This window comes from Thalassobaculum sp., assembly GCF_965223715.1.
Classification (GTDB): domain Bacteria; phylum Pseudomonadota; class Alphaproteobacteria; order Thalassobaculales; family Thalassobaculaceae; genus Thalassobaculum.
Genome location: NZ_OZ245012.1, coordinates 3,584,603 through 3,608,874, shown reverse-complemented (window position 1 = coordinate 3,608,874; position 24,272 = coordinate 3,584,603). Strand labels below are relative to the sequence as shown.

The window sequence follows — 24,272 nt, the reverse complement described above, 5'->3', positions numbered from 1 at the left end:
AAGGCCAGGAGTCCCAGCGTTCCAGCCGAAATCAACGCCATCTGCATGATGCCGTCCAACGACGCGACGGGATCGAGGCTCCACATCGTACTCGCTGCGGACCACAGCAGGAATGCTGTGCACAGCCAGGCGAGAGGAGGATCGACGCGGACCGGCGGTTCGACCGAGCGGGGCTGCACAATGGCCAGCACCGCCGCCAGCCCGAAGATGATCGGCGCATAGGCGGCGCCGTTGATAAGGCCCAATGTCGGCAGCAGGGCGCAAGCCAGGGCGACCGCAGAGGCGGAGATATGGCGCCTGCCGGTTATGCCGTTGCGCAAGAGCATCTTGGCCGCGCCGTATCAGTCGGCCGCCGACATCGCAGATCGCGCCGTCTCCGCGGTCCAGGTGCCGGAGGGATTGTCCAGCAGCCTCAGCAGACGGTCGCAGAACGTCGCGTCCCAGGCAGCCAAGGCCGCCCGGTCACCCTCGTCCAGGGTCGCGTCGAGCTGATCCGGATCGAGGACGAGAACCGTTCGACCCCAGCCGTGCGGGTCGACGAGCCGGCGCAGTCCCGAGAGCTCGATCAGGGCCGCGTCGCGCGCGAGCGAGGTGTCCTGTCCTTCGTAATATGTCCAATATGCGATGGCGGCGAGCACCGCCGCCGAGACCCGCCGGGGGTCTTCTCCCGGCGCGCTTTTCAGCATCTCCGCGGTCACCGCCGAGATCAGGCGAGCGTCGAGTTCCGCCACGTCGATCCGCGCCTGTCCGCCGCCGGCCACCCGCCGATAGATGGCCAGGAGGTCGTCCAGCACCCGCTCGCGGGAAAACTGTTCCACATACTTCCGGTATCCGGCTTCAACCAGCCGGGCCCCGAGGTCCCGGTCCTGCGACAGTCGGTCGACCGCAGATGCGAGTTCGGCGGGCCCGTCGAACGGCACGACCAGGGCGTCCTCTCCATCGACCACATATTGTCGGGGGCCGTCCGCCGGGGTCGTGATCAACGGGCGGCGCATCGACCAGGCCTCGGCGATCACGGTTCCGAATGGCTCGTACCGGCTCGGCAGAAGACAAATATCGCAGAGCGCCAGCAACGCCCGCCGATCGGTCCGCCAGCCGAGAAAACGGACCCGATCCGACACGCCCAGAGTGGTCGCCAGGCGCTGATACCGGTGCATCTCCGGCCCGTCGCCGGCGAGCAGCAGGACGGCCTCGGGAAGATGGCGAACGGCTTCGATCGCGGTATCGACACCCTTCTTGTGATGCACCCTGGACAGCATCAGCAGAACCGTCGCGGCCGGTTCGATCTTCAGATCTTCACGCCGCAGTGGGGCGTCGTCGCGCAAGGTGCCGAAGGTGTGGCAGAGGTGGGTGCGTCCGTGACCATCGCAGGTCGCGCGGATGTGCCGGCAGATGTCCGGAGTCACGCCGATAAAGGCGTCGCAATGTCCGAAATACTTTGCCGAATAGTATCCTCCCATCCATCCCAACACCGGACACGGCATCTCGGCGACCCCCATGCCGGACCGGGGCACGAACGACGCCGCTCGCGCCATCCAGGCATGGACGATGTCCGGGCCCCAGTCCTCCGCCACCGATCGGACCCTGGCTTGACCGCCGAGGTGCCGCGAGACCTGGGAAAACGACATGGTGACGCTCGGCAGACCCAATGCGGTCACCCGCTGCAAGGTCAGGTCATGCGGCCGGCAAATGATCTTCTGCTTCACACCCCGATCCGCGAGGGCCTCGATCGCGTCCAAGGCGAACGTCTCCGCTCCGCCAGTGGAGGCTCCCGCGATCACGTGCAGCACCCGCAAGTCCGTCACGTCGTGGGGGTGGCGATTGGGGACGGCACGAGACCGTGCCGGAGATCGGTAAGGCATCAAGGTGCTCTCCGCGGACCCGACTGAGACAGGGGTCCGGCCATCCCAGGCGACTGGTGGAGATCGGGGACGAGAAACCAGAGACACAGCATGACCGGACAGCCGCACTGTCTGCGGCCAACCTCACGGTCGTCTGGCTCCAGGATTACCGATTGGTATAGATCCCTGGCGCAGAAGCGCCGGGCTTGGGTCGGCCACGGATATGATGCAGCTCAGACCGGCCAATGGTGGCAGCGTGGCTGGCTCGACAAGCGGCTTTGCCGATCGCGGGCCTCGGGCCGATGGGACCGGCTTCCGGACGCGGTGTCAGCGGCTTGCGACGGCGACACCGTGATGATCGACAGCGCGTGCGTTCGCGCCCTAAGCCGGAACCGCTGACCCATCCCGCCGGGGGTCTGCCGCGCCGACCATCGCGCCGGTCTCTAGCACGAAGGACACCGCCTGCATGCCGCCACAGCTCATGGTCAACGGTGGCGCCAGTTCCACCGCATGGCCGCGCCTGCTCAACTCCTCGACCGTCGCCGCCGGAACCCGGCTTTCCAGCTCGACCCGTGCGCCGTCCCACAGGCGGGCCCGCGGCGCCTCGATCGCGGCCTGCAGGTCGAGGCCGTAATCGAGGTAATGCACATAGGCCTGGGTCTGGGTCTGCATGATGCCGTAGCTGCCCGGGGTGCCGAGGGCCAGGACGCCGGTGCCGTCGACGGTGCCGATGGACGGTGCCACGACAGAGGCCCAGGCCTTGCCCGGCTCCAGGTAGTTCGGCGAGTCCGGCTCAAGGTCACCCCAGTTCAGGTAGTTGGACATGCACACCCCCGTGCCCGGGATCACCACGCCGGAGCCGAAAATACCGCCCAGGGTCTGGGTCACGCAGATGAGGTTGCCCTCGGCGTCGGCGGCGGAGAACGAGGTGGTGTGCTGCTTGGTCCAGTCGGTCTCGCTCATCGGACCGGCACCCCACTGTTCGGTGCGGCCGATCACCGGCTTGCCGTCCATCAGGCGGGTGCGCAGCCGGTCCATCACATCGGCCTCAAACAGGCCCTCGATCTCGGCGCGCGGTCGCTTGTTGTAGGTCAGGCGCATTTCCGAGGCGATGCGGATCGAGCGGAACACGGTGTCCAGATGATCCGGGCCCAGATGGTCCATGGTGCCGATATCGGTGCCCGACAGCATCGCCAGGGACAGCAGCATCTGGAAGGATTCGGCGGGCGGCGGCACGGTGTGGATGGTCAGGCCGCGATAATCGACCTGCATCGGCTCCATGAACTGCGGGTCGACCCGCTCCAGATCCTCCATGGAGATCACGCCGCCGATCGACTGCAGGTGCTCGGTCATGGTCTTGCCGAGCGGGCCGCCATAGAGATAGCCGATGCCCTCCGACCCGATCGCCTCCAGGGTGTCGGCCAGCAGCGGCTGGCGCAGCACCCGGCCGGCTTCCTTCTTGCCGAGGGGATCGAGATAGGTTTCGCGCCAGAGGTCCGGGTAGTTGCGGTCCAGGCAGAAATCCATCAGCCGGGCGTAGAAGGCCGAGGCCGGCACGCCGACCCGGGCGAGGCGCACGGCCTCCTTGAACAGCACATCGAGCGACTTGGTGCCGTAGGTCTTGTTGATGGTGTTCCAGCCGGCCAGGTTGCCCGGCACGCCGGGGGCCTTCGGACCGGCCGCGATCTCGTCCTTGGTGGTGGAGGTCGGGTCGAACTTGATCGGCACCGGCGGGGTGAAGTCGAGGGAGCGGACCCGCTTCTCCTTGGCGATGTACATGGTGGCGAGACCGTTGCCGGCGAGGCCGGACATGAAGGGCTCGCAGACGTTCAGGGCCGCCGCGGTGGCCACGATCGCGTCGAAGGCGTTGCCCCCCTCGCGCAGGATCTGGGCGCCGGCGGCGGCTGCCGAGGGATGGGCCGCGGCGACCATGCCGCTCACGCCGCGAACAGGGGAGCGCCCCGCGATGTAGGTCACGTCAGCCATGTCGGTTTTTCCGTCTTCTTCTGCTGGAGGGCTACGCCGAGAAGCGCTTCACCACGTTGTCGATGATCTTGGAGATGTTGTTGCGGTAGCCGTTGTGGGACAGGCTGCCGCAGAAGGTGATGGAGCCGGTGGAGAACACCGCCCCGCCGTTCGGGGCCTCGAAATAGGTCATGTCGGCCCGGATCAGCGAGGCATGGGTCACGCCGGTCGCCGTATTGCGCTGGGAGAGCTGGTCCTCCAGTACCGGGATGAAGCTCTCCTGGTGGTTCTCCGACGAGGCGACGACGATCGCGTGCTCCGGCGTGCCCAGGCGGGTATCGGCGCGGTCCAGCTCGAACCCGGCGGCGCCGCCGCCCGACAGGCCGAAGTTGCCCAGCACCTCGTCGTCCACGCCCTCGAAGATCCAGGAGACGCGGGGATTGTCGCTGCCCGGCTTGCGCTTGAAGTAGGAGCTCTCGAAGGCGCCCTGGCTGGAGAAGCCGACGCCGGCCAGCTTCTGCGGCGGCCGGTCGTTGCGCCGCCACAGCCCGCCATAGCCGCCGTCGAGTTGGTTGAAGTACTCGCCCGGCTCAGCCGCCCAGGCGCGGATGCCGCCCTCGGCCCGGCGGATCTCGATCATGCCGGGGATGTCCGGGTGGCGGGCGACGCGCCAGTAGAAGCCGTTGCCGCCCATATACATGAACCGGCCGCCGCCATCGACGAAGGCCTGCAACCCGTCGAGCGTGCCGGGGGTGTGGTACTCCGGATGCGAGCCGGTAATCACCAGCTTGTAGGGCTTCAGGATGTCCACGCCCTCGTCGTCCAGATCCTCGTCGGTGACGATGTCGAAGTCGTGGCCCATCTCCTCCAGCCAGTCGATCAGGTGGGTGTCGGCCGGGAAGTGGCGAAGGCCGGAGCCGCGGCTGTCGCAGAAGGTCAGGTAGCCGGGCCGCATGGTCAGCAGCGGGCGCAGTCGGGAGGAGAAGCACACCCCGCTGTTGTCCGGATGGTAGTTGTAGGTCGAATGGGCGTAGTCCGGCACGTCCTCGGCGTTATGCGGATAGGCGCCCCAGTTCTTCATCCGGGTGCGGAAGGCGTGGTCGACATTGCCGCGGGCGTGGTTGCCGTAGACCTGGTAGGTGAAGGTGGAGGCCAGGAAGCAGATATCGGCTTGCCTGGTGCCGGTCTTCGGGCGGACATAGAACGGGATGATGTCCTCCGCCTCGCCGCAGCGCAGCCGCGCGCCGTACAGGCCGCTCTTGGCGTCGGCCGGAATCTCGATGGTGAAGTCGGTCTCCCAGCCGCAGTCGTAGAGATCGTCCTCATGGAAATGGATCGCGGCGTACTGGTCCGGAGCGTGGCGCCAGGACATCTCCTCGCCGGTCCAGGTGGACCCCTTCATCGCCCGGGTCGGCATGTTGACGGTGCTGCCGTGCAACCCGTGCGGGCCGGTGTCGACGATGCTCTGGCCGGAGATCTCCTGGCCGAAATCCCAGGCGGCGACCAGGCCGTCGACGGCTGTGCCGGCGAGGACGGAGACGACCTCGTCCGCGCTCAGGACCCGGGAGGCGACGAAGGGGGCCTCGATCTTGCCGTTGAAGTGGTTGCAGACTACGCGGCCCGGCTCGGCGGCGATCAGCAGAGGCTTGCTGCTGGTGATCACCGGAGATCCCGAGACCTGCAGGCTTGCGGAGCCGGTGTCGTCGCACATCACCTGAGGGCTCAACGGGGTCTGCGAGACCGACAGGGTGCCGGTGGCGGCGTCGAAACTGCCGAAGACCCGGTACCAGTAGCGCGAGCGCGGTGTCTTGCCGAGGGACAGGGTCTCCACCGTGCCGCCGCCCATGCCAATCCGCAGGGTGACACCGCTCGGCCCCATATCGAGCGAGAAGCCCTCGCCGGCGACGGCATCCAGGGTGGAGAGGACGGTCTGCACACCCTTGGCCGGCAGGGTCGGCCAGACGGTGGCGCCGATCGTGAAGGGGCCGCCCATCGTGCCGGATGGCGGATGACCCTCGACCCGGACATAGGAGCCGAGATGGACCGGCTGCAGGCGCGAGGGATAGGTGCCCGACGCCATCGGCACGTCGATCAGCTTCATGCCCGGGCCGGCCGGGTTCGGATCGCCGTGGCGGATGCGGACCACGTCCATCGTGTAGTCGTCCTCGAAGGTGGAGGACACCTTGAACTCGATGCGACCTCCGGGCGTGGCGGACAGGCGGTCCGGATAGCCGGTCAGCGGAAGCATGGCGGTCCCTCTGCAAGATGGAGCGGTCGGCGCGGGCGCGCCGGATGGTGTGGTCTCGTGGGCGCCGCGCAGGCCGTCGCCCACGGGAACCTCCGCATGGTGAGGTCGATCGCGATGCCTGGGAAGACACTCATCCAGTATAGGGCGAGCAAAAACGTCGGCCTTGCCCTCGGACAGGGTGCCGACCGCCTGGATCGGCGCGCCGTTCCCCGCCGGAGCGCCGTAGCTTGTGTCTTTCAGGCGATGGCGGTGGGCATGCCGAGGCTGGCCGCCTGGCGCTGCTCGAAGGCGCGGCGGGTCTCGTCGTAGCAATGGCCGCGGAAGCCGCCGCGTACGGTGCCGGGCTCGGTTGCCCGGAAATAGACCCGCCAGCTTTCGGGAAGCTGCACGGAATCCGGCGGCGCCAGCCACAGGCGGTGCAGCAGCCGCTTCTCCTCCGGTGCCTCGAAATCCTCGAACTCCGTGCGCGAATGCAGGGCGACGTGGTTGTTCATGATCTGCAGGTCGCCGGGCTCCAGCCACATGGTGAACATCAGCTCCGGCCGGCGCAGGATTGCATCCAGATAATCGGCGGTCTCGCGCTGGGCGTCGCTCATCGGCGGCACGCCCTCCAGGTCCTGGGCGGTGCGGACCCGGTTCCGGTTCCATTTGCAGAACAGCCGTCCGCCTTCGAAATCGAACAGCGGTTGGGGATAGAACGGCGCCTCGTCCGGCGCTTCCTCCTGATTGCGGCTGAAGTAGAACGGCTGAAGCGCGACCTCGGCCAGGTCCGGACGCTCGGCGGCGAGGGTCTGCCAGGCCGACACGCTGCTGGTCACCATGCTCTGGCCGCCGGCCTTGGCCTTGTTGTAGCAGCCGAGCGTGACCAGGTCGCAGCTGTCCACGTGGAAGTCGAGCTTGGCGTTGGAATTGTATCCTCGCCCGCCGGCCGACCGGTAGTCCATGCCGGCCGACTTCACCTCCGACAGGTAGTGGGTCGCCTTGCCCTGGGGCCGGGCGACGCCGAGATGCAGGCCGATGGCCCAGCTCAGCAGCCGGAACTCCTCGGGGCTCATGCCGGCGCGGGGCAGGCCCTTCACCAGGGAGAGTCCGAGGCCGAAATGGGCTTCCCGCGCGGCGGCCTTCACCGTCTCCAGACCGGGGCCGAGATCGAACTCCTCGCGGCGGTAATCGAGAAGGTCGCGGTCCGGCACATAGGCGGCCTTGACCGCCTCGGCCATCCGCGCCCGGTCGGCATCGGCCAGGGGAAAGACCCAGCGGCGGTCGCGGTCCAGATCCTCGGCCCGCCACGCGGCCGACGTGTCGAAGTCTTGCGGCATGTTCCTACCCGATTGTCTTGATTGTTATCGGGTGATGCTATCGGCCGCGAAAATGGCGGTAAAGGTACCGACTGCGTCCAGCCGGTGCCGTCGCATACTGCTCAGGCGGAGAGTGCCATGATATCCGGCACCGGGCGGGACCGGGCCGGGATCGTCGCCATATAGGCCTCCAGCGACGCCGAGATGCCAAGCAGCCGGTGGTCGCCATAGCGCTTGCCGGCGACCTGCAGGCCGAAGGGCGCGCCGGTCGGGTCAAGGCCGCAGGGCAGGGTGATCGCCGGGTGAGAGACGTTGGTGATCCCGTAGGACAGGCCGAGCCAGTGGAAGTAGCTGCGCAGCTTCTCGCCGTTGATATGGGTGGGATAGAGCTGCTCCACCGGGAACGGCGGCACCGCGGCCATGGGCGACAGCAGGATGTCGTAGTCCTGCATGAACGCGAGGTGGCGGCGGTACATGGCGGTCTGCTCGTTCTGCGCCCAGGCGGCGTCGGCAAAGCTGTAGCCGAGCGCCTCCTCGTAGTTCTCGATCGCGTTCGGGCCGAGCAGGTCGCGCTTGGTCTCGTAATGCGGCCGGAACCGGTCGAGGAACTGCAGGGAGCGCAGGATGGCGAAAACTTCGTCGGAATTCTGCAGCGGCGGATCGACCTCGACCACCTCGCCGAACGCGCCCTGCAGATCCTTGATCGCCGCCCGGAAGGTCTCGCGGATCTGGTCGTCCACCGGGGCGAAGCCGAGATCCTCGGACACCGCCACCCGGAGGCTGGAAAGGTCGACCTTCGGCAGATCGAGGAAGCTGGCCGGATCGACCGGCCAGGCCAGCGGATCGACCGGGTCGGAGCCGGCCAGCACCGACAGCAGCATGGCCATGTCGGCCACGTCGCGGCCCATCGGCCCCTGCACCGAGATGCAGCTCCAGCCCGACGCCCGGTTCGACATCGGCACCAGGCCCGGCGTCGGACGGTAGCCGACCACCCCGCAGTAGGCCGCCGGCGTGCGCAGGGAGCCGCCGGTGTCGGAGCCAAGCGCCACGGGCACCATGCCGGTGGCCAGCGCGACCGCCGAGCCGCCGGAGGAGCCGCCGCAGACCCGCTTGGGGTCGAACGGATTGCCGGTCGAGCCGAAGACCGGGTTGGTGGAATTGGCGCCAAGCCCGAACTCCGGGACGTTGGTCTTGCCGATGGCGACCGCGCCGGCCTGGCGGGCGACGGCGACCAGGCGCTCGTCCTTCGCCGGCACGTTGTCGGCGAAGATCGGCGAGCCGAAGGTGGTGCGCACACCGCCGCTCACCATGGTCTCCTTCACCCCCATGGGCAGGCCGTGCAGGGTCGGCAGGTCGTCGCCGCGCATCACCGCATCCTCGGCCGCCTTCGCCTCGCCCTCCGCCCGGTCCCAGCAGGTGGTGGGAACGGCGTTCAGGGTCGGGTTGACCGCCTCGATCCGAGCCCTGCAGGAGGCCAGGAGCTCCACCGGCGAGAGCTGCCTGGCGCCGATCAGGCGGCGCGCCTCCACGGCCGAGAGGTCACACGGCTCTGTCACGGTCGGTCTCCTTGATGCAGATGCGAGAGATGGTCGAGGGCGGGTCAGACGGTCACGGCGTCGTCGAACAGGTGGCATTCGACCAGGCCGCGGCCGTCGCGGATGGTCTTCGGCGCGGTGGTCTTGCACACACCACCCGCATGCACGCAGCGCGGATGGAAGACGCAGCCCGGGGGCGGGTCGATCGGGTTCGGGAAGGTGGTGCCGAGCTGGGCGTCCGGCACCCCGAGCCCGGCCTGGGGTGTGAGCACCGAGGCCAGCAAGGCTTCCGAATAGGGGTGGCGCTGCTTGGCGAAGAAGGCCTGTCCCTCCGCCTCCTCGACGATCCGGCCGAGATACATGACGGCGACCTTGGTGGCGATCAGCTCGACCACGGCGAGGTTGTGGCTGATCAGCACGTAGGTGAGCCCCAGCTCCTTCTGCAGGTCCAGCAGCAGGTTCAGGATCTGCGCCTGCACCGACACGTCCAGGGCGGAGGTCGGCTCGTCGCAGATCACGATCTCCGGCCGCATCACCAGGGCGCGGGCGATGGCGACGCGCTGGCGCTGGCCGCCGGAAAGCTGGCTTGGATACATGTCGTAGGCCCGCTTCGGCAGGCCGCAGAGGTCCATGATGTCCTCGACCTTGCGCCGCCAGTCGGCCTTGTCGCCCACGCTGTGGATGTAGAGCGGCAAGGTGATGATGCTGCCGATCGTCTTGCGCGGGTTGAGGGAGGAATAGGGGTCCTGGAAGATCGGCTGGACCCGCTTGGCGAGCTCCTTGCGGCCGATCTCCTCCAGCGGCTGACCGGCGATCGCCAGGGTGCCGGAGGTCGGCTCCTGCAGGCCGAGCAGCATGCGCGCGACCGTGGACTTGCCGCAGCCGGACTCGCCGACCAGGCCCAGCACGCCGCCCTTCTCGATGCTGAGCGACACGCCGTTGACGGCGCGCAGCGCGCGTTTCGGCTGGAACATGCCCTGGCGGACCTGGAAGGTGCAGTGCAGGTCGCGGGCTTCGAGGATCGGTGTGCTGGTCATGCCGGGCTCCCCGACTGGATGGACCCCGCCTGAAGCGTTCCTGCGGTCAGCGCCTGCACCTCCTCGGCGCGGGCGCAGCGCACAGCGTGTCCGGGCACGATGTCACGGGTTTCCAAGGGCTGCAGGCAGATGTCCTGGGCGTAGTCGCAGCGGTTGGCGAAGGCGCAGCCGGACATCTCGCCGATCATCGACGGCACGATGCCCGGGATGGTGCCGAGCCGCTCGCCCTGCCGTGTCTTGCCGGGGACCGGAATGCAGTTCAGCAGCCCCTGGGTATAGGGATGGGTCGGCCGGCTGAAGATCTCGCCGACGGCCCCGCTCTCGATGATCTCGCCGGCATACATCACCGCCACCCGGTCGGCGACGCGGGCGACGACGCCGAGATCGTGGGTGATCAGGATCACCGCCATGTCGAACTCGCGCTGCAGGTCCTTGATCAGGTGCAGGATCTGCGCCTGGATCGTCACGTCCAGGGCGGTGGTCGGCTCGTCGCAGATCAGCAGGTCGGGGCTGCACATCAGCGCCATGGCGATCATCACGCGCTGGCGCAGGCCGCCGGAGAGCTGGTGTGGGTACTGGCCGAGCCGGCTGGCGGCGGCGGTGATGCCGACCTTCTCCAGCAGGTAGATCGCCCGGTCCCGCGCTTCCTTCGCCGACACGCCCTTGTGCAGGCGGATGCCCTCTTCCAACTGGTTGCCGATGGTGTAGGCCGGGTTCAGCGAAGTCATCGGCTCCTGGAAGATCATCGCCATGGTGTTGCCGCGCACCTTGGCCATGCCGCGCTCGCCGAGCTTCAGCAGGTCGGAGCCGTCGAAGGCGATGCGGTCCGCCTCGCGCTTGGCGCGGCTGGGGAGCAGGTTCATCAGGGCGAGCGAGGTCAGCGACTTGCCGCAGCCGGACTCGCCGACCAGGCACAGGGTCTCGCCCCGGGCCACCTCGAAGCTGATGCCGCGCACCGCATGCAGGGTGCCGGCGGCGAGCGGGATGGAGACGCGCAGGTTCTCCACGCTGAGCGTAGTCGTCATCGTGCGTCTCCTAGGCCCGGTTTTCGGGAACGGTGACGTCGCGCACGCCGTCGCCCAGCAGGTTGACGGCCAGCAGCAGCAGGAACAGGGCGGTGCCGGGGATGGCGATCAGCCAGGGGTCGAACAGGATGTAGTTCCGACCCTCGGAGATCATCAGGCCCCAGGACGGCAGCGGTGGCTGAACGCCGAGGCCGAGGAAGCTCAAGGCCGCCTCCAGCAGAACCGCGTGGGCGAATTCCAGGGTCGCCACGACGATGAGCTGGTTCATCACGTTGGGCAGCAGTTCGCGGGCCAGGATGTACCAGGTGGAGCAGCCGGCGGCCTGGGCGGCGGCGATGTAGTCCAGCGAGCGGATCTGCTGAGTGCTGGAGCGCATGACCACGGCGTAGCGGTCCCACAGCAGCAGGCCGAGGACCAGGATCACCATCTCCAGCGAGCCGCCGACGATGGCGACCACCGCGAGGCTGACCAGGATCACCGGCAGGGACAGCCGGCAGGTGATCAGGAAGGTGACGACCATGTCGACCTTGCCGCCGAAATAGCCGGCGGCCACGCCCATGGCAGTGCCGATGATACCGGAGATCAGGGCCGCCATGACGCCGATCAGCAGCGAGATCCGAGCGCCGTAGATCAGTCGGCTGAGATAGTCGCGGCCGACCTGGTCGGTGCCCAGGATGTGGTCCCAGGTGCCGCGCTCCTGCCAGACCGGCGGCGCCATGCGGTGGATCAGGTCCTGGTGGTAGGGGTCGTAGGGGGCCAGCAGCGGCGCCAGCAGGGCCATCGCCACGATGGTGAAGAAGATCCCGCCGCCGATGACGATGCCCCGGTGTCCGAAGATCCGGCGGCGCAGGATCTGGCCCGGTGTGGGGGCCAGGATCTGCTCGGCGCTGGGGGCGGTGGAGTTCATGACCGACATCTCAAGCCACCCGGATTCTGGGGTTGAGCCAGGCGTTCAGCAGATCCGCCAGGAAGGTGAGGATGATGTAGAACCACGAGAACAGCAGCAGCACCGCCTGCACCGTGGGGAAGTCCGACCGGGAGATCGACTCCCAGGCCAGGAAGCCGGCGCCATGCAGCGCGAAGACGGTCTCGATGATGATCGAGCCGGTGAGCATGAAGCCGAACTGCACCGCGGCCAGGCTGACCACCGGGATGATGGCATTGCGCAGGGCGTGCTTGAACAGCACCTTGGCCGGGCTCAGGCCCTTGGCGCGGGCGGTGCGGACGTAATCCGAGGACAGCACGTCGAGCAGGCCGGTGCGGGTCAGCCGCATGAAGGCCGGGGTCGCGTAGTAGCCGAGCACGATGGTCGGCAGCACGAAATGCTGCCAGGAATCCGAGCCGCTGGCCGGCAGGATCGGGACCCAGTAGGCGAAGAGCACGATCAGCATCAGGGCGAACCAGAAACTGGGCATCGCCTGCCCGACGACGGCCAGCAGCAGGGCGGCGCGGTCGATCAGGCTGTTCTGGTACATCGCCGCCAGCACGCCGAGCGGGATCGACAGCAGCAGCGCGAAGGTCATGGCGCTGACCCCGAGCATCATGGTCACCGGCAGGCGCTCCACGATCAGGTCGATCACCGGCATGCGGAAATAGACGGACTCGCCGAACTCGCCCTGCACCGCGCCGGCCAGCCACTTGAAATACTGGATATAGACCGGCTGATCGAAGCCGTAGGCCGCCTTGATCGCCTGGATGTCGGCCTCGTTGGCGCGCTCGCCGGCGAGCGCGGTCGCCGGATCGCCGCTGAGATACAGCAGGCTGAACACCAGGGCCGAGACCGTCAGGCTGACGAGCACGGCCAGGAGCAAGCGTTTTGCGGTGTAGACAAGCATCGCAGCGCCATCAGCTAGAGGATGTGAGGTGCGGCCGCCCCGGCCGGTCGGATGCCGGCGGGGCGGCCGCGGGTGCCTAGCTTACTTCCACTTGGCGAGGAAGAAGCGCGGGATCTCGTCCGCCGTCGGCGTCCAGTCGACCTCCTGGGAGATCGCGTAGTTGGTGTTGAAGGTCCACAGCGGCAGCCAGTAGGCCTCCGCGGCGATCTTCTTCAGCGCGGTCTTGTAGGCCTCGATGCGGACGTCCGTGTCCACGGTGCCGCCGCCCTTGGCCAGGGCCGCCTGCACTTCCGGATCCTGGGCCAGGTCGTCCGGGCCGCCGCCGAAGAACACCGGGGCGATGGCATCGACATCCGGCACGGAGCCGGAGCCCCATGTCATGAACGCCAGCGGCACCTTGCCGGACCGGATCGCGTCGCGGGTCGCGGCGTACTTGCCGTAGCGCAGGTCCGTCTCGATGCCCACCTGCTGCAGGAAGCCGAGCATCGGCTCCAGGTAGTCGCGGTTGCGATAGGCATAGAACTCGGTGCGGAAGCCGTCCGGATAGCCGGCCTCGGCCAGCAGCGCCTTCGCCTTCTCCGGATCGTACTCGTACTGGGTGACGTCCTGGGTGCAGCCGAACTGCTCCGGGAAGCAGGCCGAGTGGATCACTTCAGACGCGCCGCGCACGATGTTGTCGACGATCGCCTTGCGGTCGATGGCATGGGCCACCGCCTGACGGACGCGGACGTCCTGGAACGGATTGTCGCCCGACTTGCCGACGGCATCGAAGGTCAGATAGCCGACGCGCATGGTGCCGGCGGAGATGACGTTGAGGCTGGGCAGGGTGGCCAGCTTCTCGGCCTGGTCGGCCGGAACCTTCCAGATCCAGTCCAGCTTGCCGGAGGTCAGCTCGACGATCTGGGTGTTCACGTCGGGAATGGTCCGCTGGTGGATCTTGCCGATCGCCGGCTGACCCTTCGGGCTGCCTTCGTAGTAGTTCTCGTTGGCCTCGAACACGATCTCCTTGCCGGGAACCAGCTTGGTGACCTTGTACGGGCCGGTGCCGACCGGGGCCTCGCCCATGCCGCTCGGGCCGACCTCGGCGTAGTACTTCTCCGGATAGATCGGCACGTCGCCCGCCAGGTACAGGGTGGCCAGCGGGGTCGGCTCGAGCGCGTAGATCCGCACGGTGTAGTCGTCGATCGCCTCCGCACCCTTGATCCAGTCCACGCCCTGCTGGGCGAGCTTGCCGGTGTCGGGCTTCAGCAGGAAGTTGATGGTGGCGACCACGTCGCCGGAATCGAACTCCTCGCCGTTATGGAACACCACGCCCTTGCGCAGCTTGAACTCGAAGGTCGTGTCGTCGACGATCTCGAAGCTCTCGGCCAGCAGGCCGTGGAACTCGCCGGTGTTCGGGTCGCGGTAGATCAGGTTGTCCCAGATCAGCCGGTTGACGACGATGCCTTCGCGCGAGTTGTTGAAGTAGTAGTCGGCGTTCGGCAGCTCGCGGTCCCAGGCGATGTTCAGCGTGTCGTCCGCCTTGCCGGCCAGGGCCGGGGTCGGCAGCCACGCGGCCGTGCCGAGAGCGGCCAGGACAGCCAGCCCCTTCAAGCCGGCGCGTCGCGACGTCCTCTGTGTCATATCCGTTTACCTCCGTGTTTGGTCATGGCCCGCCATCTTAGGGGCGGGTGACTCTCGATGCCTGCGCCGACAGGGATGCCGGACAGGTATCGCCCCCGATCTGGGAGAAACGGTCGGTCTCGATCCGCGAAAATGGTAATGTCGATCCGGCTCTTGAGGCCGGTTGAGCGCGGCGTGGATGCGACCCGAATTCTCCCCTCAGGTGAAACGCTAACAGCCGCTTCCAACTGCAACAAATTACATTTCGCGCCCGCAGCATAACTAAATGGTTATGTGGACGGGTCAGTTGTCGAACAGGTCCCGGGCCGCCTGAACCAGACACTCGCGGAGAAGGGTCACCGTTTCGTCCGTCTGGCTCGACAGCCAGAAGCAGTTCGACTCCGACAGATAACCGCCGGTGCTGATCGACAGGATCGACAGCTCGCCCCGGGCGGAATGGTAGCGGGCCAGGCGCTCGGGGAACAGGGCGAGGCAGGGCATCAGCCGCATCATGCTGAGGCTGAGCACGATGGACGCGGCCTCGATCTGGCCCGGCATGGGGCCAAGACCCTTCTCCGCCAGGAACTCGTTCATGCCGTCCGCGGCGAGCGATCCGGATGCGGCCTTCAGCCAGGGCCATTCCAGGGCGGTCTCCCAGCTGATCTCCTTCTGCCGGGACAGCGGATGATCGGTGCCGGCCACCACCACCAGCGGTTCACGGCCGAGGGAGAGCTGCTCCACCCCCTCCACGGTGAACGGCTTCCAGATCCGCATGACCAGCAGGTCCAGGTCGCCGGCATAGAGAAGCGGCAGCATCTGGCCGAAATGCCCTTCCGACACGGTGACGACGCAGGACGGGGCGGCCTGGATCATCAGTCGGATCGCCTCCGGCACGATGGTCGGCATCAGGCTGGAGGCCACGCCGATCCGCACGTTGCCGCCCAGCCCCTTGCGCAGGGCCTCGATGTCGAACTCGGTACGCTGGATCCGCGACAGCACGTCCTTGGCATGGCGCACCAGCACCGTGCCGGCGGGGGTGAAGGCGACCGAATTGCCCTGGCGATGGATGATCGGGGTGCCCAGCTCACGCTCCAGCTCGGCGATCTGCTTGGAGATGGCCGGCTGGGTGACGTTGAAGGCGCGGGCGACCTTGGTGATCTGCCGCATCTGGTCGAGGGCGGCCAGGATCCGCAGGTGGCGGATCTTCAGCACGTCGCGGAACAGCCGGCTGGCGATGCCGTCGCGGTAGCCCGAGGGTGTGTCGCTGCTCATGGCCGGTCCCTCCATCCACTTCCATCGCCAGCACCATCAGGCCGGCCGGTCGAGCAGCAGCTCGCCCTGCCACACGCCGTCACGCACCATATCCGCGGTTTCCGCCCGAAGGGTATCGGCGAAGACCCGCACGGCCCGCGAGGCAGGCCGCACGATGGAGCGGGCCAGGATCAGCCGGCGGTCCAGGGTCGGGTTGGCGATCGGTGACGCCCGCAACGTCCCGGCCCTCAGTTCGGGGTGGATCGCCGGCAGCGGCAGCACCGTATGGGCGAGCCCGCGCACCGCCAGTTCCTTCAGGGTCTGCAGCGCCTCGGCCTCCACCGTCACCCGCAGGGCGACCCCCGCCTGCCGGGCGGCGTTCTCCAGCAGGATGCGCAGCCCGTGCCGGGGACCGGGCAGGACCAGCGGCAGATCGGCCAGCTTGGCGAAGTCGCTCGGGGTCTCCAGATCCAGCGCGGTCGACGCGGCGCCGACCAGGAACAGGGTCTCCTGGATCAGCGGTTCGCTTGGAATGTTCTGGATCGCGGCGGTCTGGTACATCACCGCCAGATCGATCTCGCCGCGCTGCAGCATCTCCGCCAGATAGCCGCTGAAGGCCGGGACGATGCGGAACGTCACCTGCGGATAGTCGCGCAGGAACCGCTCCACCAGCCGGCCCGACAGGACCTCGCCCGCCGTCGGCGAGACGCCCAGGCTCACCGCGCCGCTGACCGCGCCCAGCGAGGCGGTCAGCGCCTCGCGGGTATCCTCCACCATGCGCAGGATCGCCGTTGCCCGCTCCACCAGCAGCGCCCCGGTGTCGGTCAGGACCATGCCGCGGCCGTGGCGGGAGAACAGCGCGCCGCCCAGCTCCTCCTCCAGCAGCCGGATCTGCCGGCCGAGTGCCGGCTGGGCGGTGTGCAGCCGGTCCGCGGCGCGGCTCAGGCTGCCGAGCTCGGCCACATGCAGGAAGGTCTTCAGCTGCCGCAGATCCATAAGCTATTAAATCATGGCATATCTGATTAAGAAATATGCTTCTCGTATTCGGCTTTGTGTCTCGGTACCCCGTTACTCGCCGCTGATGAGCGATTTCTGGAGGCGAGATGACCGCGATGATGGCCGAGAGGGGCCAAACCCAGCCTGGAGAGACCTGGCAGGATCAGGTTCTGCCGATCCTGCGACGCTTCGATGTCCGACACGTGGTCTACGTGCCCGACGCCGGCCATGCCGCCGCGATCCGCTCGGCCGAGGCCGACAACGAGATCACCTCGCTCGCTCTGACCACCGAGGAGGAGGGGATTGGCTACCTCGCCGGTGCCTGGCTCGGCGGCGAGCGGGGCGCGCTGCTGATGCAGTCGAGCGGCGTCGGCAACTGCCTGAACACCCTGGCGCTGCAGGCGATGAGCAGGTTCCCGCTGCTGATGCTGGTGACCATGCGTGGCGACTGGGCGGAGTTCAATCCGTGGCAGAACCCGATGGGTCAGGCGACCGAAGCCGCCCTCAAGCTCATGGGCGTGCGCACCTGGCGCGCCGACCATCCCGAGGAGGTCGCCCCCCTGATCCAGGGTGCGGCGACCATGGCGTTCAACGGCGACGAGGCCTGTGCGGTCCTGCTCGGCCAGCGGCTGATCGGTGAGAAGAAGTGGGTGAAGTGAGATGACCGGATTGCTCGACCGCCGCGCCGTGACCGCGGAACTCCTAAAGGATCGCGGCGACCTGCTGGTCGTCACCGGCCTCGGCTCGCCCAGCTACGACGCCATGGCCGCCGGCGATCACGACCACAATTACTACCTCTGGGCCGCCATGGGCAGTGCCGCCACCGTCGGTTTCGGCCTGGCGATGAGCCAGCGCACCCGCCCGGTGCTGGTGCTGACCGGCGACGGCGAAATGCTGATGGGGCTGGGTGCCTTGGCGACCATCGGCCAGGTGCTGCCGCCGAACCTGACCTTCGCCGTCCTCGACAACGGCCATTACGGCGAGACCGGGATGCAGCAGAGCCACGCGGGCCGGGGCATCGAGCTGTCGCGCATGGCGGCGGCGGCGAACTTCCCCTGGACCAAGGTCGTCAGCGATATGGCCGGGGTGGCGGAGCTGCGCGAGCGCATGCATGCCCGGGCCGGTACCAGCTTCGCCACGGTGAAGATCGATGTCGGCGAGGTCGATCGCGTCTTGCCTCCGCGCGACGGGGTCTATGTAAAGAACCGCTTCCGTCACGCGCTCGGTCATCCGACACTCTGAGCGCAGCCGTAAAAAGACCAGACAGCTTCGGAGGAACAGGTGACGCCTGCTGACGACTACACCGACATTCGTGACGCCGTGCGCGCGCTCTGCGCCGAGTTTCCGCCGGAATATCACCGCGCGGTGGACGAGAAACGCGGCTATCCGGCGGAGTTCGTCGACGCGCTCACCAAGGCCGGCTGGCTGGCCGCCCTGATCCCGGAGGAGTACGGCGGGTCCGGTCTCGGCCTCACCGAAGCCTCCGTGATCATGGAGGAGATCAACCGGTCGGGCGGCAATTCCGGCGCCTGCCACGGCCAAATGTACAACATGGGCACGCTGCTGCGGCACGGCTCGGACGAACAGAAGCAGTATTATTTGCCGAAGATCGCATCCGGCGAGCTGCGGCTGCAGTCCATGGGCGTGACCGAGCCGACCACCGGCACCGACACGACCAAGATCAAGACCAAGGCCGAGCGCAAGGGCGACCGCTACGTCATCAACGGCCAGAAGGTCTGGATCTCGCGCATCCAGCATTCCGACCTGATGATCCTGCTGGCCCGCACCACCCCCCTGGAGGAGGTGGAGAAGAAGTCGCGCGGCATGTCGATCTTCATCGTCGACCTGAAGGACGCGATCGGCAACGGCCTGGAGGTCAAGCCGATCCAAAACATGGTCAACCACGAGACCAACGAGCTGTTCTTCGACAACCTGGAGATCCCGGCCGAGAACCTGATCGGCGAGGAGGGGATGGGCTTCAAGTACATCCTCGACGGCTTGAACGCCGAGCGGGCCCTGATTGCCGCCGAGTGCATCGGCGACGGCCACTGGTTCATCGACAAGGTTTCCGCCTATGCCAAGGAGCGCGTGGTGTTCGGCCGGCCGATCGGCCAGAACCAGGGCGTTCAGTTCCCGATCGCCGAAAGCTATATCGAGATCGAGGCGGCCAGCCTGATGCGCTTCGAGGCCTGCCGGCTGTTCGACGCCAACCAGCCCTGCGGCGCCCAGGCCAACATGGCCAAGTACCTGGCCGCCAAGGCGTCCTGGGAGGCGGCCAATGCCTGCATCCAGTTCCATGGCGGCTTCGGCTTTGCGACCGAATACGACGTGGAGCGCAAGTTCCGCGAGACCCGGCTCTACCAGGTGGCGCCGATCTCCACCAACCTGATCCTCAGCTACGTCGCCGAGCACATCCTCGGCCTGCCCCGGTCCTTCTGATGGTGTCGAAAAACCGTCCCCTGGAGGGTCTGACCGTCCTCGCCCTGGAGCAGGCGGTGGCGGCCCCGTTCTGCACCTCTCGGCTGGCCGATGCCGGCGCGCGGGTGATCAAGATCGAGCGGCCGGAGGGCGACTTCGCCCGCGGCTACGACGACGTGGCCAGGGGACAGAGCAGCTATTTCGTCTGGCTGAACCGGGGCAAGGAATCCCTGGTGGTCGACCTGGCAAGCGCCGAGGGCAAGCAGACCCTGGGCAAGCTGATCGCCGAGGCCGACGTGCTGGTGCAGAACCTGAAGCCCGGCGCCATCGGCCGTCTCGGCTTCCCGCTGGAGCAGATCCGCAAGGACCATCCCCGGTTGATCATGTGTTCGATCAGCGGCTATGGCGACAGCGGCCCGTTGGCCCAGCGCAAGGCCTACGACCTTCTCATTCAGGCGGAATCCGGCCTGTGTTCCATTACCGGCGGTTCGGACGGGCCGGCCCGGGTCGGCATCTCTGTGGTCGACATCGCGACCGGCGCGACGGCGCACGCCGCCATCCTGGAGGCGCTGATCGGCCGGGGGATCCATGGGGACGGGGCCGATATCCGGATCTCCATGTTCGACGTCATGGCCGATTGGGAGACCGTGCCGCTGCTGAACCACGAGGGTGGCAAGTCGCCCAAGCGGATCGGTCTCGCCCACCCCTCGATCTCGCCCTACGGCGCCTTCGCCTCGTCGGACGGGGTGCTGATCCTGATCTCGATCCAGAGCGAGCGGGAATGGGCCAACCTCGCCCGCCATGTCCTGGGCGACGAGGGGCTGACGGTGCACGAGCTTTACAAGACCAACGTGCTGCGGGTCCGCAACCGGCCGCAGACCGACGGTCTGGTCGCCGAGGTTTTTGCCAGGCACACCGCCGACGATCTGGAGGCGATGCTGGACAAGGCCGACGTGGCCTTCGCCCGGGTCAACGACATGGACGCGCTCTCGGCCCATCCGCATGTGCGCCGGGTGACGGTGGAGACCCCCAACGGTCCGGTCTCCTACCCGGCGCCGGCGGCTATCGTCGATGGCGAGACCCGTACCTATGGCCCGGTGCCGGCGGTGGGGGAGCATAAGACGCTGGATCTGGGGTAGGGCGGTCCGTCGAGGACTCCGCTCGCCCTTCGGCGCGACACGCCCCGCCCTTCGACATGCCCTAAACGAGTTCAGCCCCGGCGGGGAACCGGGGCTGACGGCAGGCTCAACGCCGAGCGACAGCTCAGAACTTCGCCTTGATCTGCGGATTGCGGCTCAGCAGGGTGGTGTCCGTCGACCATACGGTGACCTCGGTGGTGTCGCCGTAGCTGACCACCAGGGCCTCCAGCGCGTAGGTCACCGGATCGATGCCGCTCGGCCGGGCCGAGGCCTCGATCGGGCGCTCCAGCGGGGCACGCCAGGAGAGCAGCGCGTATTTGTTCCCGGCATTGTTCCAGCTCGACCCCGGCAACTCGCCACGCTCCCGCTTAGCGGGGCGGCCGAACTGCTGTTCGAGCTGGGCGACGATCTGCTCGCGCTGATCCTGGTCCACCGCCTGGTGCAGGATGGTCTGATAGACCCGCGGCGGATCACTCTCCACGGTCTGGGCCACCAGGCAGCGCTGGCCGGCGATCAGGCGGGTGCGGCTCTGCAGCCGGCCGACGCAATCCTCATCGCCCGCGACAAGCGCCTGCAGGTCGCGGCGATAGACCGGCTTGCCCGGGAAGTCGTCGCCGGCGGCATTGGAGGCCTCGGCCACCGTCATGCCCGTGCGCACCCCGCCCACGGCATCGCCGCCGAGCGACACGGTGCCGCTGCCGGTGGTGCCGGTGCTTCCGCCGGAGGCGCCGCTGCCGACGGTCGAGCCGGTGCCCGACGGGGCGGCGGCCAGCGCCTGGCTCGACTGCACCAGCCAGCGGGTGGGATCGCCGGCGGTGCCGCGGAACAGCACCTCGCCGGTCTGGCTGTCCTCGCCGGTTATGTTGAAGGCCGGGATCCGGGCGCATTCGAAGCCGAGGATCGCCCGGGTGCCGTCGACCACCCGCTGCATGCGGGCACTCTCCTTGCGGAACAGGTCGCGGTCGGACGAGCGCAGGGTCAGCTCGGTGATCTCGCCGCAGCCGACCTCCCGGTCGACCACGACCAGAAGGTCGGGCTCCTGGACCACCAGCCGCTCGGCGGCCGAGGCGGAGGCGAGAGTGGCCGGCACCAGCATCAGCGACAGGCCGGCGGCGCGGATCATCTGTGCGGGGTTCCGAGCCATTACACCAGCTCCCAGGTTCCGTCGGCGCGCTGACAGGCCTGCGCCTCGCGGGTCTCGGTGCGGCCGTTCGGTGCCTCCACCCGCTGGGTGATGATCGAGCACTCACGCGCGTTCACCTGGGTGGCGCCGGACTGCGGCCGCTCGGCGGTGTAGGTGCCGGTATCGGCCCGGCGCAGCAGGTCGCCGAAGACGAAGCCCTTACCGATGCCGTTGCGCGAGATCATGTACCAGTTCTCGTTCGCGACCTTGCCGACCACACGGACGGTCTCGCCCTTTTCGAGCTGATCCATGATCGCGTAGTTCGTGCTCGGGCCGCCGCGCACATTGGTCTTGGTCGTCGCGGCGTAGTCGGCACCCACGAGCTGCATGGTCGGCACCCGCCAGGCGAGCTTGCTGTTGTCATTGGTCGCGGTGGCCGAGGGCGCCGGGCGGTAGCTCACGTCCTGCACCTGGGCGGTGGTGGTCAGGCCGGTGTCCGGGTTGGTCCAGGTCTGGGTCTGGCCGGTGTTCAGCGCCTGCTGGGAGGTCTGGGCGATGCCCTGCTGGTCGCGCTCGGTCAGGTATTCGGCCACCTCGCCGCCAAGGAACAGCCCGCCCAGCGCGCCGGCCGCGACGGCGACCATCTTGCCGCTGCCGCCGCCGAACTGGGAGCCGATCAGCGCGCCGCCGATGCCGCCGATCACCCGGCCGATATTCTTGTTCGAGATGCCCAGGGTGCTGTTGCTGTTGGCGTCCTGCGCCAGGGCGGGAGCGGCGGCGAGCGGTTGCATCGCAAGGGCTCCGGCGAGGGCGAGAGCTGTGTATCGCAGTCGCATGTCGGCCTCCTTGTTTCGTTTCGCTTGGTAACGAACGAGTCAGACCGCAGTTCCCGTCGGTTTATTCGCCAGAGCTTTCATAAATGATTATTCCTCCAGCACGACGGAGTCCGGATCGGCGCCCAGGGCCTTCAGGTCCTCGGTCACGGCCTCGATCATCTTCGGCGGGCCGCAGACGTAGAATTCCTGGGCGAAATCATTCACATGCGTCTTCAGAAAGTCGCGGTCGACCAGGCCGCGGGCGAGCGGGCTGTCGTCCTGGTCGGTGACGGTGAACAGGCAGTCGAGTCCGTCCATCGCCTCGAACTCCTCGCGCAGGATGATGTCGCGCTCGGTATTGTTGGAGAAGATCAGCTTCTGGTCCTTCACTTCCCCCTTGCGCTGCAGGTCGCGCAGGATGGCGATGAACGGGGTGACCCCCGCGCCGCCGGCGACGAAGACGCCCGGGCCCTTATACTGGATCGCCCCCCAAGGGTCGTCGATCAGCAGCCGGTCGCCGGCTTTCAGCTTGCCGATCTGTTCGGTGACGCCGTCATGGTCGGGATAGACCTTGATGGTGAATTCCAGGTGATCGGCATCGGTCAGCGAGGTGAAGGTGAAGGGCCGCTGCTCGTCGCGCCAGTCGTCGCGGTCGAGGGCAACGTCCGTCGCCTGGCCCGGCTTGTAGTCATAGCCTTCCGGCTTCTCCACGGTCAGGCGAACGACGTTGTGGGTCACGTTCTCGGTGCTCAGGACGGCAACGCTGTGTGCCATGGGACAAATCTCCTTCTTCTTCGGTGCCGGGGATGTGAGGTGTGGGTCTTCCCGGCTTTAGCAACCCTCTTTCTGGCCAAATGGGCCGTTCTTTCAGGTGTTTCACAGGCCCCTGTGAATCTTGGGAACCGACCTCGGTCGTGGGACGTTTTGCTTCATTCCGTCACCGCCAGCAGGAGCCGTTCATGACAGCCGACGCCGCCACCCCGGACGCCCCCTGGCCGACGAGCGCCCAGCCCCACAGGCGGGTCCGGCTCGACTTCCAGCATCATTCCGAGGTCGATGCCGTGTTCGATCCGCTGCGCCAGGACCTGTCGGCGCTGGCGGTGCTGGGGCGCAGCATGTGGCTGGCCTGCGACGAGACGACGACGATCGAGCAGCTCACCCGCACCGGCGGCTCGCGCTGGTCCGACCACCAGACCCACAACCTGCACGAAGCCTTCGACCTGCACGGCGACGAGGGCGACGAGATCGATATCGAGGGGCTGGCGATCGACGACGGCTGGCTGTGGATCACCGGCTCCCACGGGCTGACCCGCAAGAAGCCGAAATGGCACGAGAACGACCCCTCGGTGGCGATGAGCCGGCTGACCGAGGTGAAGAGCAACGTGGCGCGCCGGGTGATCGGCCGCCTCCCCCTGGTCGATACCGGCAACGGCACCTGGGCCCCGTCGCTCACGGAGACCGAGGATGGGAGACGGCCGGCCAGTGTGCGGCTGCGCAAGGGCAGGACGCCGCTGACCAAGAGCCTGGCGAAGGACATCCATCTCGGCCGCTTCATGGAGATCCCCTGCAAGGAGAACGGCTTCGACATAGAGGGCATCGCCGCCCGGGGCGACCGGGTTCTGCTCGGCCTGCGCGGCCCGGTGTTGCGCGGCTGGGCGGTGATCCTGGAGTTGCGGATGAAGCTGACCAAGTCGGGGCACCTGAAGCCGCGCCGGATCGGGCCGGACGGGGAGCGCTATCGCAAATACTTCATCGACCTGGAGGGCCTCGGCATCCGCGACCTTCAGGCCGATGGCGACGACCTGCTGATCCTCGCCGGCCCGACCATGGACCTGGACGGCCCGGTGGCCCTGATCCGCTGGCCCGGTGCCTGGACCACCCAGGTGCAGAGGCAGAGCGTGGTTCCCTACCAGAAGCTGGAGCGGGTGATGGACCTGCCCTACGGCTACGGCACCGACCATGCCGAGGGGATCGCGCTCACCGAGCGCAGTGACGGCGGCCGCGAGCTGATGGTGGTCTATGACAGCCCGGCCGCCGCCCGGCTGTCGGAGGACACCGCGATCCGCGCCGACCTGTTCGCCATCGACTGAACCCGGGATGTCGGGGCGGAAATCTGTCGACAGTTTTCAGTTTTCACGTCTTGC

Annotated in this window: 20 protein-coding genes; 5 read left to right on the top strand and 15 right to left on the bottom strand. The window is 67.6% G+C overall.

The genetic code is table 11. From position 1 onward, the window contains the following. Nucleotides 1–341 precede the first annotated feature (341 nt). The 12 genes from ACOQOP_RS16645 to ACOQOP_RS16590 form a co-directional block, all read right to left on the bottom strand. Entirely contained in the window at nt 342–1,739 is a 1,398-nt protein-coding gene (locus tag ACOQOP_RS16645) for a glycosyltransferase (RefSeq protein ID WP_420562938.1), read from the bottom strand. Between the two features lie 483 nt (nt 1,740–2,222). Continuing rightward, nucleotides 2,223–3,827, bottom strand: coding sequence for a gamma-glutamyltransferase family protein (locus tag ACOQOP_RS16640; RefSeq protein WP_420562937.1), 1,605 nt, complete (start codon nt 3,825–3,827; stop codon nt 2,223–2,225). Nucleotides 3,828–3,858: 31 nt separating this feature from the next. Further along, nucleotides 3,859–6,054, bottom strand: coding sequence for a N,N-dimethylformamidase beta subunit family domain-containing protein (locus tag ACOQOP_RS16635; RefSeq protein WP_420562936.1), 2,196 nt, complete (start codon nt 6,052–6,054; stop codon nt 3,859–3,861). 236 nt (nt 6,055–6,290) lie between these two features. Next, the gene (locus tag ACOQOP_RS16630; RefSeq protein WP_420562935.1) at nt 6,291–7,373 is read right to left on the bottom strand and encodes a TauD/TfdA family dioxygenase; all 1,083 of its coding nucleotides are present in this window, start codon (nt 7,371–7,373) and stop codon (nt 6,291–6,293) included. Nucleotides 7,374–7,474: 101 nt separating this feature from the next. Then, nucleotides 7,475–8,908, bottom strand: a complete 1,434-nt coding sequence (locus ACOQOP_RS16625; protein WP_420562934.1) for an amidase — start codon at nt 8,906–8,908, stop codon at nt 7,475–7,477. A gap of 44 nt (nt 8,909–8,952) precedes the next feature. Then, nucleotides 8,953–9,924 (bottom strand): ABC transporter ATP-binding protein, encoded by a 972-nt coding sequence (locus tag ACOQOP_RS16620; RefSeq protein ID WP_420562933.1) that lies wholly within the window; start codon nt 9,922–9,924, stop codon nt 8,953–8,955. Continuing rightward, entirely contained in the window at nt 9,921–10,949 is a 1,029-nt protein-coding gene (locus ACOQOP_RS16615) for an ABC transporter ATP-binding protein (RefSeq protein WP_420562932.1), read from the bottom strand. Before ACOQOP_RS16615 ends, ACOQOP_RS16620 begins: the two co-directional genes overlap by 4 nt. Nucleotides 10,950–10,959: 10 nt before the next feature. After that, complete coding sequence (locus ACOQOP_RS16610; protein ID WP_420562931.1) at nt 10,960–11,856, bottom strand: ABC transporter permease; 897 nt, start codon at nt 11,854–11,856, stop codon at nt 10,960–10,962. Nucleotides 11,857–11,866: 10 nt separating this feature from the next. Then, on the bottom strand, nt 11,867–12,784 hold the full coding sequence (locus ACOQOP_RS16605; protein ID WP_420562930.1) for an ABC transporter permease: 918 nt from the start codon (nt 12,782–12,784) through the stop codon (nt 11,867–11,869). Between the two features lie 81 nt (nt 12,785–12,865). Continuing rightward, the gene (locus tag ACOQOP_RS16600) at nt 12,866–14,407 is read right to left on the bottom strand and encodes an ABC transporter substrate-binding protein (protein WP_420562929.1); all 1,542 of its coding nucleotides are present in this window, start codon (nt 14,405–14,407) and stop codon (nt 12,866–12,868) included. Between the two features lie 282 nt (nt 14,408–14,689). Continuing rightward, a complete protein-coding gene (locus ACOQOP_RS16595) occupies nt 14,690–15,658 on the bottom strand; it encodes a LysR family transcriptional regulator (protein WP_420562928.1) in 969 nt (322 codons plus the stop codon). Nucleotides 15,659–15,694: 36 nt separating this feature from the next. Beyond that, entirely contained in the window at nt 15,695–16,633 is a 939-nt protein-coding gene (locus ACOQOP_RS16590; protein ID WP_420562927.1) for a LysR family transcriptional regulator, read from the bottom strand. 107 nt (nt 16,634–16,740) lie between these two features. On the opposite strand from ACOQOP_RS16590, the gene ACOQOP_RS16585 reads away from it, so the two are divergent. Genes ACOQOP_RS16585 through ACOQOP_RS16570 form a run of 4 tightly spaced genes read left to right on the top strand, consistent with a single transcriptional unit; the run spans nt 16,741 to nt 20,190 of the window. Further along, nucleotides 16,741–17,292 carry a thiamine pyrophosphate-binding protein gene (locus ACOQOP_RS16585; RefSeq protein WP_420562926.1) on the top strand — a complete coding sequence of 184 codons (552 nt, stop codon included), beginning with the start codon at nt 16,741–16,743 and terminating at the stop codon, nt 17,290–17,292. Nucleotide 17,293: 1 nt separating this feature from the next. Then, complete coding sequence (locus ACOQOP_RS16580; protein ID WP_420562925.1) at nt 17,294–17,875, top strand: thiamine pyrophosphate-dependent enzyme; 582 nt, start codon at nt 17,294–17,296, stop codon at nt 17,873–17,875. A 39-nt stretch (nt 17,876–17,914) separates the two neighbouring features. Then, the gene (locus ACOQOP_RS16575) at nt 17,915–19,072 is read left to right on the top strand and encodes an acyl-CoA dehydrogenase family protein (RefSeq protein WP_420562924.1); all 1,158 of its coding nucleotides are present in this window, start codon (nt 17,915–17,917) and stop codon (nt 19,070–19,072) included. Beyond that, complete coding sequence (locus tag ACOQOP_RS16570) at nt 19,072–20,190, top strand: CaiB/BaiF CoA transferase family protein (RefSeq protein ID WP_420562923.1); 1,119 nt, start codon at nt 19,072–19,074, stop codon at nt 20,188–20,190. The genes ACOQOP_RS16575 and ACOQOP_RS16570 overlap by 1 nt, the downstream gene beginning before the upstream one ends. 124 nt (nt 20,191–20,314) lie before the next feature. On the opposite strand, the gene ACOQOP_RS16565 is transcribed toward ACOQOP_RS16570, so the two are convergent. From ACOQOP_RS16565 to ACOQOP_RS16555, 3 genes are all read right to left on the bottom strand, one after another. Then, nucleotides 20,315–21,334 (bottom strand): hypothetical protein, encoded by a 1,020-nt coding sequence (locus tag ACOQOP_RS16565; RefSeq protein WP_420562922.1) that lies wholly within the window; start codon nt 21,332–21,334, stop codon nt 20,315–20,317. Continuing rightward, nucleotides 21,334–22,149, bottom strand: coding sequence for an SH3 domain-containing protein (locus ACOQOP_RS16560; RefSeq protein ID WP_420562921.1), 816 nt, complete (start codon nt 22,147–22,149; stop codon nt 21,334–21,336). The genes ACOQOP_RS16565 and ACOQOP_RS16560 overlap by 1 nt, the downstream gene beginning before the upstream one ends. 87 nt (nt 22,150–22,236) lie before the next feature. Next, nucleotides 22,237–22,902, bottom strand: coding sequence for an FAD-binding oxidoreductase (locus tag ACOQOP_RS16555; protein ID WP_420562920.1), 666 nt, complete (start codon nt 22,900–22,902; stop codon nt 22,237–22,239). A 185-nt stretch (nt 22,903–23,087) separates the two neighbouring features. Here ACOQOP_RS16555 and ACOQOP_RS16550 point away from each other — a divergent pair, with 185 nt between their 5' ends. Beyond that, complete coding sequence (locus ACOQOP_RS16550) at nt 23,088–24,218, top strand: DUF3616 domain-containing protein (protein WP_420562919.1); 1,131 nt, start codon at nt 23,088–23,090, stop codon at nt 24,216–24,218. Nucleotides 24,219–24,272: the final 54 nt, after the last annotated feature.